Origin of the sequence: Chryseobacterium pennae (genome assembly GCF_003385515.1) — a bacterium.
Lineage (GTDB): Bacteria > Bacteroidota > Bacteroidia > Flavobacteriales > Weeksellaceae > Chryseobacterium > Chryseobacterium pennae.
This window is the reverse complement of record NZ_QNVT01000005.1, coordinates 1-12,493: the sequence shown is the minus strand read 5'-3', so window position 1 is coordinate 12,493 and position 12,493 is coordinate 1. Positions and strand designations below refer to the sequence as shown.

Genomic DNA, 12,493 nt, shown 5'->3' with positions numbered 1-12,493 from the left:
CTTTCTAGAGGCAAATCTTATTCACCTCAATAAGTTCTTTATTCGATAGAATATTTTTTCTATAAGTCGGGTATCTTGTACAACAATCTCTGCATTTCCTTTTAATTCTTTATTTGCAAAGATGCTTTTATCATAAGACGTTCTCAAGCCATTTGGAAACATAATATCTATATAAGAGTTTTTGCTGTTAGTTGATACCTGCTGAACTTTTGCATTTAAAACTCCATATTCCTGATAAGGAAAATCATAAAGTTTAACTATAACTTTCTGTCCTTTTTTTACTTTAATTAAATCGTCTTGAGCCACAATAAGTTTCCCAACTACAATTTCATTATGATTTTGTTTTTTGGAAGGATTTATAATTACTTTAGAGTTTACAAGATTTGGATATTTTACACAATAACACACAACTAATAAAGAAAACAATAACACTATTGAAATGAAAAGATTTCCCTTTAAAATTACCCAGTGAGGGTGTTTATTCAGTAAATTTCGCATATCAACAGAACGTGATTCAGTATCATTTAAACTATTTTTCATTTCTTAATTTCCAAGTTCTAATTGATTCTTTACTAATCTGTAATATTCACCTTTTAAAGCTACCAGCTCTGCATGATTACCTTCCTCTACTAATTTTCCTTTGTCCATAACAATAATTTTATCTGCATTTTTGACAGTAGAAAGCCTATGAGCTATAACAATTGCAGTTTTACCATTAAAAAATTGCTCCAGATTCTCCATAATAATTTTTTCATTGCTAGCATCTAAGGCACTGGTTGCTTCATCAAAGAAAATATATTTAGGAGATTTATAAACTGCTCTTGCTATGAAAATTCTTTGTTTCTGCCCCCCACTAATACCTAATCCCTCATTTCCAATTTTAGTATTATATTTTAAAGGCAAATCCTCTATAAATTCCCTAATATTAGCAATTTCAACAGCTTTTTTTAATTTAAATTCATCAATATTCTCATCACCAATTGTAATATTTTCAGCAATACTTTCATTAAAAATATATCCTTCTTGCATTACAACACCACAATTTTCTCTCCACTTTTTTGGGGAAATATTAATTAAGTCAGTACTCCCAATGGTAATTCCCCCATTTTCAGGCTCGTAGAATTTCATTAGCAGTTTTAAAAGGGTTGTTTTGCCACTTCCACTTGCTCCAACAATAGCAGTAGTCTTTTGATATGGAATTCTTAAATTAAGATTCTCAAAAACATAGTTATCCGTACCAATATATCTAAAGGATAAACCATTTATTTGAATATCTTCATTAGGAATATTAATACTACTTTTATCCTGATGACTTTCTTCATCATCTTTATCATGAATCTCACTTAATCTTTCTAATGAAATCTTTGCATCTTGTGACTGTTTTATAAAATCAATGAACTGATACAATGGGGTATTTAATTGTCCCATTATATACTGAACAGAAAGCATCATTCCTAAAGTCAAATCCCCACTTAAAACCAGTTTTGCAGAAAGAAAAGTTATTAATACATCTTTAATTTGGTTTATAAAATTACCTCCAACAGATTGCCATTGTTCTAATGAAAGAGATTTAATTTTCAATTTAAACAATTCTACCTGTATTGACTCCCAGCTATATCTTTTATACTTTTCTGCATTATACATTTTAATGTCCTGCATACCATTTATAAGCTCAATGACCTTACTTCTTTCTTGTGCAGTCTTACTAAACTTTTCATAATCTAATTGCCTTCTTTTTCCTACAAAAAATAAGACCCAAATCATATATAAAGCTGCTCCGAACAGATAAACTAAAAACAATCTATAATCATAAAATAGCAAAACGATACTGAAAACAACCAAATTCACTAAAGAGAATAAAACATTAAGTGAAGTATTTGTTAATAATTGTTCAATCCTACGATGGTCATCTATTCGTTGTAAAATATCACCTGTCATTCTGGTATCAAAAAAACTAATAGGTAGTTTCATCAACTTAATGAAGAAATCTGACACGATAGATATATTAATTCTTGTTGAAAGATGCAACATTACCCAACTCCTAATCACATCAAATCCCATTTTCCCAGCAAACAACATAATTTGGGCTAATAAAATCAAATAGATTATGTTAAGGTCTTGATTTTTTATTCCAACATCAACGATACTTTGAGTAAGAAAAGGAAAAACTAGAGTTAGCAAACTTCCTATAAATAGCCCGAATAGTAATTGAACAACTAATCTTTTGTACTTTAATAAATACTTAAAAAGAAATGAAAAACTAGCTTTGCTCTGCTCATGCTCAAACTTATTCTGAAAAAAATTTTGAGTAGGCTCCAACATTAATGCTACTCCTTCTTCAGTATCTTCATCCGAATTCTCATTAATCCAATGTTTTATAAATTCTTCCTTAGAATAGCTAATTAAGCCATAGGCGGGGTCTGAAACATAAACAGTATTTCCTTTTATTTCATGCACAATAACAAAATGAGCTTTCATCCAATGAACAATACAAGGAAATGGAGCTTCTTTTGACAAAGAAGAAAAATTAGTTATTGTACCAAAAGATTCAAATCCTAAATTTTCAGCAGCTTCACTTAGTCCTAGCAAGCTACTTCCTTCCCTTGTCGTTTCTGAAATCTGTCTAATATATTGTATAGAAATATCTTTCCCGTAATATTTTGCTATCATCCGAAGACAGGTTGGCCCACAATCTTTAGCATCATGTTGTTTATAAAATGGAAATTTTGACATCAAAGATTGTTTTTATCTAAAATTAATTGAGGAATAAAGTTTTCTAACATTTTTATGTCATATTTCAAAGGATACTCATAGCCTTTAATTAGGATAGTAGGAAAATACGATATTTCGTTATTGTCACATAATTTGCTTTGGTTTAATAAAAACTCATCAATTTTAACCAAATCTGAAAAATTAATATTATCATTTATAATATCTGTGTTATGTTTATTGCAAATGAAATCGAAAAAAGATTCTTTTTTATTCATTAAATATGAATATGTAATTAACCTATAATAATTAATATTCTTATCTGCTAAATCAACATTAAATAAAAAATTAATATTCAAATTTTGAGAATAATTTTCTAAAATAGTTCTTATCATTTTATTAGTTGATTTACAATATTTACAAAATGGGTCTGTAATAACTGTAATATTCAAAGCATCATCATTAGAACCGAATGAAAATAAATATTCATTATTACAAATATTTTTATCTTTTTGTTTATTTAACAGTAAAATAGCTTTAAAAGTATCATAATCATTCACAATATCATTTAAATACTCATTTTGGCCTGTTAATTTTTGATTTTTTTGTAAAGTTTTTTTTAATAGTGGAGACCATAAAGTAAAAACTATCACATAAATTATACTAAATGTAATGAAGGGGTAATATTTAAAATCAGGATAACCCAAGAAACTATACAAATAAAAGGCAACGACCAACTGAATAACCAAGTTTAAAGCGATTAATAAACATATCCTGCACCACTTTTTCTCAACAAATAATTGATAGAATATTGATAAAGCTAATATTGGAATTATAACAAAACCACACATAAGGTAGATTTCAACTATAAAACCTAAAGTAACATTTAGAAATAGGCATAGAAAAGTCAAAATTTGAGTAAAAAAAAAGACCAATCCCAAATCTGAAAAATTAATGTAGTTAAAAACTTTCCATTTTTTCGAAGATGAAATAGTTTTACAATTACTAATTTCATTTTTATAGCATATTTTATTTAAAATATCAATTCTTATATTGAAAAGTGACTCAAAAAAATAAAAAGACATGAAGAGTCCTATTAGTGGAAGACTTAGTAATATAAAATATGAAAAAAATGTAAAATCATATAAAAACAATGATACCCCCAATAATAAAATTACTCCGCATAAAATAAAATTATTTCTTAATGTAGTATTCTTCAATTCTACAAGAATAAAAACACCAGTTGATAATTGTAAGAATTCCTCTGAATTTATTTGTTCACTATCAAAAAAGAGCAAATTATGTTCTTTTTTAACTAATACCATTTCATTAGTACCATATTCACTATTTTTAACTTGAGCTAAAAAAAGATGTGGTAAAGACTCAAAATTACTCGAATTTAATTCATATCCTGTGCTTTTAAATCCTAAATCACTAATAACATCAACAATAGATAACAAAGAAGGATAGCTTGAGTGGCTTTTTAAACGTTCGTTTAATTCAGAAGTATTAATTTTTACGTTACTATTGATGTTTTGTAAATAAGATAAAATATTTTGAACATCTTTTGGAGTAAACATATATAGGAATTATTTTTTTAAGTTATTAGGTGCTATTTTGAGATTTTCTATTTGATTTTGAATATTGAGTGGCAAGGGATGAATTTTAATATTTTCATTCCAAAATAAAGTATCATAGTAACTTTTATCCTTATCTACTTTAGTATTTGTTTTTTGCGGAACCGTAACATTGTTGAAATTAACATTATCAATAAATATTTCATTAATTGTTTCCTCAATACTATCCTTAACTAGAGACTTTTGCCTATCAAAAACATAAGAAACATGTCTTGAATTTCCTTCACCTTCCCATTTTTCTAAATTATAAAATTGTCCTGTTGCTTTCCATAAAAGAACTTTAAATGCTTCATCTTTTTCAAAAGATATATTTTTTTGCACTTCTTTGATTAAATGGTTTTTATCATATAATATTTTCCCTCTTTTAATAAAAACATCATTTTTATTTTTAGAGTATAATATTGAGGTACTGTCATTTAATTTTTCGAGCTTAAAATATTTATTGTTGTCATAAATATTAGCTTTATCATTTTTAGGTATTTTATAATACAAATATCCATCACCTAAAGAAATTATTCCTTTTACCTTATCTTTATAATTATCTTTTTTTAAAGTTCTATAATTTTCTATATTTGTTTCAATAGTCTTTTTGGAAGAATAAGGAATATAATATGAAATTAGTCCATCATTATATTTAACAAGTTCATTATTTATCACTTTCCAACTTCTAAAATAGCCATGCAATACGAAATAGTCTCCTTTTTTGTTACCAGATATTACTACTGGCTCTATATCGTGAACCTTATCTAAGGAAATTGTAATTGGGATTTTATCGATTGAATATTGTTGTGAAGCATAATTTCGATGATAAAATGTAACATCATTAATTCCATTCTTTTTGACTTCACTTAGATTAAGTGTAAAAATTCCATTTTCATCTGTAAATCCAATCTGGCTTCCAGAATCTGAAAGCACCTGGATTTCTGATATAGGTTTTTCATTACCTGAATCTACTACCTTTGTTGTTACTGACTGGCTTAAGATGATAATTGGAAATAAAAAAAGAATTAATATATAAGTATTTAATTTTAACATATACACATTATTATAAAAAAAGAGGCTGTTATCAGCCTCTAAATTGTTTTGAATTTTTCAAGATTTAGTTTATGCTGCTCTACAAGCATCCCAATCTTGAGGTCTGTCAGTAGATTCACTTTGCCACGGCCACTGAAGAGCTCTCGTCATACATCTGAACCAGCTATATCCTCCTTTAAAACTTTTCAATTCAGTTCTTGACATTTTCTTGAAATTGTTCATTTTTTTCATTTTGTATAATTTTATAATTAATAGTAAGACAAATCTAAATGTTTTTTTTGTAATTACCAAATTTTATTTTCAAATTGATAAATAAAACATCCATTTCTCTAACATTTATAATTTTTTAATACTATTTTTTATTTTTCAGATAATCTTTAATTGATTTTTTTAACAAATTGTCAATTTCATTTTTTTTAAAATTATTCCAATATTTTTCAGATAAATTATATTTTCTATCTATATGTATAACATATTCCTCAAATTCAAATTCATTCAATCCATTATTTACAAAATAATCACCATAAAGAGAGTTTTTAATTTTCTTATAAAACTCTTGTATCTGTGCATATGTAGGTTTTACATTTTTTTTAATACTTTGTTTCAACAAAAAACCAACTAATCCTCCAGATGTTCCTCCTGAACTAATACTTAATAAATTTAATTGTCCCTCATAGGGGTTACGTGGAGCAAAAGAAGACGGAATATTATTTTTAGGTTGAGTTTCTGCCATAGGTTTTTTCAAATACTCACTAATGTCATTATTAAGTTTAGCTGTTTTCTTAGATGAATTAAAATTCATGTCCTTTTTAATGTCTCCCGAAGAATTAAAAGCTAATGTTACTTCCTCAATTTCGGTTGGTTTTTGTATAAGTGTAACAGAAATTAAATTGGAAAAATCCTGACTGAAAATTTTTCTTGAACTCCTCTCATAATTTTCTTTTACAAATCTCAATTCATCATTAATATTAGCTTTTATATTGAAAAACCCTTTTGTATCAGAGAATTTTTGTTCATTGGTTCGTACATTAATAACTAACACTTTTTGTATTATATACCCTTGCTCCGAAACGGTATTCCCAGAAACACTACTCTGGGCATAACTGAAAGTGCTGAATAAAAGAAAAAAAATAAATCTCATAAGAGACAACATAGCATATTACTTGCCAAATATAGCAAAAATAACTCCTTAACAACTTTTAACCATTTCATTTGGTCATGAATTAAGATTATTATGCTTATTTTCTTAAACAATATTCTTACTAACTAAAAAGAGAGCTATTAAAGCTCTCCGTATCTTGTTTTATAATTTTTCAACTCTTTTTCTGTATTATTTAATAATTTTTCGAGTAGTGAAATCTTATCTTCATACAATTTCTTTATCAATTCAGTCTCATCCGCTCCAATGATAATGCTTCCGTTATTGCTTCCTTTAACGTTATTGAAACTGTTAAAATATTTTTGACTATCAAAAGATGTTATATCTTCTGGATTAACATCTAATATTTTAGCAATTTGACATAGTTTCTCAGATGAAACCTTTATATCTCCTTTTTCTAATTTACTATATGCAGCCTGAGAAATATCTAATTTTTCAGCCATATATTCCTGAGTAAAATTCTTTAACTCTCGTATATTTTTTATCTTGTTTCCTATCATAACGGTTATGAATTATAACCATTTTGGTTATATTATACAATGATACAAATATAACAAATAAGATATAAGTCTGCATTTTTGTTTTCAAAAATTAAAAAAATGAGAACAAAATTATCTCTTGTGTTTACTGTCGCTCTTACTGCGAATATATTTTCCCAAGCTATTGTAAATTTTACCGATAATACATTTAAATCAAAACTGGTGTTTTCAACTCCCTCTGCACATATAGCAAAAAATTCTGCGGGTAATTGGATTAAGGTTGACACTAATAATGATATGGAAATACAAGTCAGTGAAGCACAACAAGTAGCCGAACTGTGGCTATTAGGCAATAATATTTCGTCTTTGAATGGTATTCAACATTTCTCAAATTTAAAAGTCTTAGAGATTGGTAGTAACAATCTGACAAATCTTGATTTAAGCCAAAATAGTCAATTGAAAACAGTATTTTGTGATAATAATAATCTTGCAAGTCTTACTGTAAATCAAAATTTACTTTTAGAATACTTATCATGTTCGTGGAATAATTTGTCAACCATTAATTTACCAAATTCAAATTCTTTTCAGAAATTATATTGTACCAATAATCAAATTTCAGCATTAAACACATCTAATAATAGCGGTTTAAAAGTTTTGCGAATTGAAAGCAACCCTATTGCAAATCTTTCTTTAAATGCCAATATTAATTTAGAGGAACTAAATTTTTCTGTAACCCCTATTTCAAATATAAATCTTAGTTCCAATATAAATCTTAAAAAACTAACAACTAGCTCTAATTTAACAACTTTAAATGTCGCTCAAAATACCAGCTTACAGGAATTATATACACAAGGCAGTAATTTAACTAGTGTTGATGTACGCAATGGCAATAACAGCAATATGTTAAACGTCCTATTTGGAAACGTAACGCAATCTCCATTATTGAGATGTATTTTTGTTGATTGGAAAGATAGTTCTACTCTCACAAACTTTTGGATAAAACCTTACACTGCAACTTATGTAGAGACTGCTACTGAATGTAATTCTGTACTAGCAACCGCAGAAACAACAACTAAAAAACAGTTTAATATTTATCCTAATCCTTTCAAATATTCACTTAATATAGTTTCCGATTCAGATTTTACAAAGTATGAAATTATCAATTCAGAGGGCAGAATTATTCAATCAGGCAATTTACAGCAATTTAAAATTGATACTTCATTATTGATTAACGGGATTTACTTTTTAAAATTATTTAACGGAACAGATTTTATAACAAAGAAAATTATAAAAAACTGATAAATTAGAATTCCTGTATTACACATAATATGATTGGTTCTATCGAAATATCAAGGTATAGCCAATCTTTTTTATTTACAGTACAAATTACTCTTAATATATAGTCCGATTTTGTCCTTTTTAACCTCCCCCTAAACTCCCAAACCCAAACCTACCTATCCCCTATCAAAGTTCTAAACTTAGCCACAAGTAAATCCCGTAACTCTAATTTTATGGTATCAAGGTTATACTTTCTTAGTAGGTTATTAAACCTTGTTCTTAGGTCATAATAATGGCTAGATGATTTACTGTTTTTTATTTCCCGCCAATAATGAGGGCTTTTGCCAAGTTCAATAACTGTTTTTTCTTCCCCGCGGATTTCCTGAGTAGCGAGACTATCAATGATATTAACCTCATCAAAGCACTCTAACAAGAAGTTAAACATCAATTCCAGCTTATTTTTATCGTAAATATCCTGAACCGTATGGATTCCAAACCGTTTTTTCAGTAATTTACTGTCCGTAACCTTAATTTCCACACGCAACAGGTTATAATCCAGCTTATACTGCAAACCTTTGTCGTAAATTTTAACGTAATACTCACTACGGTTGTACTGTTTATACATTCCTTTGCCCTTAAAAGTATCTTTTTGGTTAAATTCATCAAAATTGAACATCAGAATATTATTATCCAACATATATTTAGGGCTTAAAGAGGTCTGTATATTCAACCCAAACTCCAGATTAGTAACATTGTAGTCCGAAATATCTTCGTCCAGGTCAGCTTGAAGCTGCTCAAAAGAAGTCATAATATCGGGGTAATAAAAATCTGTGTAATTATTGTCACCAAAGCCATTTTTAAGATTAAAGTATTTGTGCATGGAGTTACGGACAAATCCTGAAACATTTGTAATCCGTACCTCAATATTTTCAAAATACCTCCTACACGGATATACTATTTCCCCTGTACCAAAGTCAAGGTTACATATAGTCTCACTATCTTCATAGCTTTTTATCTTATTTTCTAAAGATTCTTTTGTTTTTGTATATGTTTTAATAAAATCTATCATAATATTTACTGTGTTAATTTTAGACATACCAATAGCTCCCCCCTATGTAATTGTACTAAGGTTAGGCATTGTCTTTATCGTTAAAAATTGATTTAAGGGGTATTTAAGAGATTATTACAACCCAGATATAGAAACTATCATTTGAACTGTAAAACAGGAAATTTAAGCCGTTTGAAGAGTTTTTGCGGCATAATAATAAAAAGATGTTTCTTATGCGCTCACCTGTCCCCCTCTCAGCCTTGCTAATACCTCATCTTTAGAATAATACACTCTTTTGCCGACCTTTGCAGAGGGTTTTAAAATCCCTTGCTTATTCCAGTTATGGAGTGTTGTTAGGCTTACATCTAGTAACTCTGCCGTTTCATCACGGGTCAAAGCTAGTTTCTCATCTTTTGAGGTTTGCCTGTCAACCTGCATTTGATTAACTACTTTACGAACTACCTGCTCAAAATCCTGCATTAGCTCATCTTTTGTCATTTGGACTAGTAATGTGTTGTTATTACTCATAATGTATATTTTTTGTTGTTATAAAATTCAATTACCTGACATACAGGCATAAAAAAAGACTGCCCTTTTTGGACAGCCTCGTTGATGTTTAGACATAAAAAAAGACCCAACTTATAAAATTGAGTCTGTATATTTTTTGTTAATAGTTGTTAAATTTTTGTTGTTTGGGCATAATTATTCCCGAACTAGGCGCAGAGTACGTGTTTTATAAGGTGTAGCCCCTTGTTACGGTTTGTGTGACCGTCTCTGACTTATTTTAAAGACATAATTATTCCCCTAAAACTTGCAGAACACGTTTTTTATAAGGTGCGACCCCTTGTGCAGTCTGTGCGAACTGCTTCCGACTTATTATTAGGATATAATTATCCTTTAGATATGTGCAGGACACGTTTTTTACAAGGTGCGACCCCTTCTCACGATTTTTTACGACCGTTCCCGACTTCTTGCTAAATTAATTAGCTTCGTTAAAAATTGTTGATTATTTCAAGACCAGATATAATTTCTCCATTGAAAAATACAACTTCGCCTCTTATTTTAGTTCGGAGTGATTCCCGCAACCTTCAAAAACTATATTTACACAATTTTTGGCGTAATTATCCCTCTGAATTAAAAATTCCTGCTCCCCCAATATTTAGCATTATGCTCGGTATGGTCGCTCCAATGAAGACTTGTATAATTACTTGAAATAATCTTAAAGAACTTTTTCGCTCGTTTCGATTCTTACTTACACGCTAATCACTATTAGGTGATATATCTTATTTTTCAGAATTGAAACTTTTAAATCATATTCAAATACTGTGCCGAAAATTATTTTTTCTTTGGTTTTACCTGAATTCTTTTTGTTTTCTTTGTTTCTTCCTGCTGTGCCCAATATTGCTCTAATTTTTCCGCATGTTCCCTTTTGGATGTTTTGACATAATCTAGGAACTGACTATGTGACTTATGCCCCGTAATTGCCATAATGGTTTTATCGTCCAGCTTACCGTAATGGTTTGATACGAAAGACCTACGGCAGGTATGAGATGCTATTAACTTATGTTTTGGATAATACCCTTTCTCCTTTCGGTTTGTTTCAGGGTTTCTCAAACCGCCTAAAATCACTTCATCAATTCCAACCAATTCGCATAACTCCTTGACATACAGATTGAACTTTTGGTCGCTTATTTCTGGTAATACCCCCTCCCTTTTTTCGATAATCTGTTTTAACTGTGGATGGATGGGAATTTCAATAAAACTGTTTGTTTTCTCTGTTTCTACAATTTTGATTCTGTTATTGGAAATATCAAAACTGTTAATACGTTTCAAATCCGAGATTCTGAGTCCCGTCCACAGCCCCGTAATGAACAAGTCTCTGACTTTATCTAGTCTGTCATTATCCGAAAGGTCGTAGTTAAAGATTCTTTCAATTTCACTCTCATTCAGGTAGGTATCAATGGTTTCATCTTTTTTAATGGTAAATTTGTCACTGTTCAATTCAGGATTTATTTTAACGCCCTTTGCTACGGAAGCATTCAAAACCTGCTTTATCTGACTGATAGACTTATAGATGGTGGTATTGCTGTATTTACTGACTTCCTTATGATAACGGATGAACTCATTACAGAAAACCAAATCTACCTCCGAGATTCTTATTTTTTTGCCCAGGTGCTTTTCGACCTGCTGAATATGTGTTTTAGTGTACTCAAACCTCGTTATTGTCCCTTCTGCCAACGGCTCACCTGTTACAGTATTGATTTGTTTTTTTTGATTGGCAATGTATTGGTCGAAAAGTGGGATAACAAAAAATTTAGGGTCGTTTTCTCCGTCTGGTCGCTCGTGGAACTCATTAATAATTTTGAGTAACCAAATCGGAGTGATGGGATGACCTTTCGGAAAATCTTCGATAAACCTTTCATACACTAGCTTTTTTAGTTTATCCGTTTTCGCTTTTACAGAATCGTTGGTAATATCTACGCTCCGTGAACTTTTCTTGCCTTTCGCAATTTTCTTATATTTGAAATCCGTATCAAAAACAAAGATGTTAGTTTTTGCGTTAATATCGATTTTATTGTGATAAAACCTTATATTGAGATTTACAGGTATTTTTTTACTGTAAACTCCGAATTCTATATTTGCCATAAATCGCCTGTTTTAGGGTTATACAAAGATAATTAATTTTCCCGACCTACTCCCGAATTTATACTTTATCATATTAAATTCAGTTGTATTCATTTTAATTCAAATCAGTAAAAAAGCCCATTATTAGGGCTTTTAAAGATTCATTCAAATACAGCTAAATTCAACGGTTAAACCCTGTGGGTCTACAAAAAGCCTTGTTAATCATTTGATTTACAAGGCTTTTTTATTTTCATTCAAAGCAATCAAGCATTAGATTCACTTTCTACAATATCTAATTAACAAACTGTAAAGCTAATGATATCGTTCCAGTTTTAAATTCAAAAAATTCCTGTCATCAGATTCCACAGAAAGATAATATCCTATTCAAAATAAAATTTTAATGAAGAGGTAAAAACGGATCAGTACCAAAAGTTGTGGATTACGCAAAAAGTTTGGTTAATCTAAAAAGAAAAAAAGATTTATCTTTTACTCCTCTGAGCTGTAATCTAAAGTTTTTGATTTT

Annotated in this window: 11 protein-coding genes; 1 reads left to right on the top strand and 10 read right to left on the bottom strand. The window is 29.3% G+C overall.

All coding sequences use genetic code 11. The features are described 5' to 3' along the window. Positions 1–21: 21 nt before the first annotated feature. The 7 genes from DRF65_RS06915 to DRF65_RS06890 all read right to left on the bottom strand — a co-directional run bounded on the left by DRF65_RS06915 (position 22) and on the right by DRF65_RS06890 (position 7,040). On the bottom strand, positions 22–540 hold the full coding sequence (locus DRF65_RS06915) for an HlyD family efflux transporter periplasmic adaptor subunit (protein ID WP_115970041.1): 519 nt from the start codon (positions 538–540) through the stop codon (positions 22–24). A 3-nt stretch (positions 541–543) separates the two neighbouring features. Then, on the bottom strand, positions 544–2,733 hold the full coding sequence (locus DRF65_RS06910; protein ID WP_115970040.1) for a peptidase domain-containing ABC transporter: 2,190 nt from the start codon (positions 2,731–2,733) through the stop codon (positions 544–546). Continuing rightward, positions 2,733–4,289 (bottom strand): vitamin K epoxide reductase family protein, encoded by a 1,557-nt coding sequence (locus tag DRF65_RS06905; protein ID WP_115970039.1) that lies wholly within the window; start codon positions 4,287–4,289, stop codon positions 2,733–2,735. The genes DRF65_RS06910 and DRF65_RS06905 overlap by 1 nt, the downstream gene beginning before the upstream one ends. A gap of 9 nt (positions 4,290–4,298) precedes the next feature. Further along, complete coding sequence (locus tag DRF65_RS06900; protein ID WP_115970038.1) at positions 4,299–5,381, bottom strand: hypothetical protein; 1,083 nt, start codon at positions 5,379–5,381, stop codon at positions 4,299–4,301. Between the two features lie 69 nt (positions 5,382–5,450). Beyond that, a complete protein-coding gene (locus DRF65_RS28395; RefSeq protein ID WP_165852185.1) occupies positions 5,451–5,612 on the bottom strand; it encodes a bacteriocin-like protein in 162 nt (53 codons plus the stop codon). A 121-nt stretch (positions 5,613–5,733) separates the two neighbouring features. Further along, entirely contained in the window at positions 5,734–6,522 is a 789-nt protein-coding gene (locus tag DRF65_RS06895) for a hypothetical protein (RefSeq protein WP_115970037.1), read from the bottom strand. A 140-nt stretch (positions 6,523–6,662) separates the two neighbouring features. Continuing rightward, positions 6,663–7,040 (bottom strand): helix-turn-helix domain-containing protein, encoded by a 378-nt coding sequence (locus tag DRF65_RS06890; RefSeq protein WP_228438563.1) that lies wholly within the window; start codon positions 7,038–7,040, stop codon positions 6,663–6,665. Between the two features lie 99 nt (positions 7,041–7,139). Here DRF65_RS06890 and DRF65_RS06885 point away from each other — a divergent pair, with 99 nt between their 5' ends. Next, positions 7,140–8,318, top strand: a complete 1,179-nt coding sequence (locus tag DRF65_RS06885; protein ID WP_115970035.1) for a T9SS type A sorting domain-containing protein — start codon at positions 7,140–7,142, stop codon at positions 8,316–8,318. 151 nt (positions 8,319–8,469) lie between these two features. Here the strand turns inward: DRF65_RS06885 and DRF65_RS06880 are convergent, their stop codons facing one another. The 3 genes from DRF65_RS06880 to DRF65_RS06870 all read right to left on the bottom strand — a co-directional run bounded on the left by DRF65_RS06880 (position 8,470) and on the right by DRF65_RS06870 (position 11,991). Then, positions 8,470–9,366 carry a hypothetical protein gene (locus tag DRF65_RS06880; RefSeq protein ID WP_123947291.1) on the bottom strand — a complete coding sequence of 299 codons (897 nt, stop codon included), beginning with the start codon at positions 9,364–9,366 and terminating at the stop codon, positions 8,470–8,472. Between the two features lie 210 nt (positions 9,367–9,576). Beyond that, positions 9,577–9,843 (bottom strand): helix-turn-helix domain-containing protein, encoded by a 267-nt coding sequence (locus DRF65_RS06875; RefSeq protein WP_165852184.1) that lies wholly within the window; start codon positions 9,841–9,843, stop codon positions 9,577–9,579. An 837-nt stretch (positions 9,844–10,680) separates the two neighbouring features. Continuing rightward, positions 10,681–11,991 carry a phage integrase SAM-like domain-containing protein gene (locus tag DRF65_RS06870; RefSeq protein WP_115970032.1) on the bottom strand — a complete coding sequence of 437 codons (1,311 nt, stop codon included), beginning with the start codon at positions 11,989–11,991 and terminating at the stop codon, positions 10,681–10,683. Between the last annotated feature and the right edge of the window lie 502 nt (positions 11,992–12,493).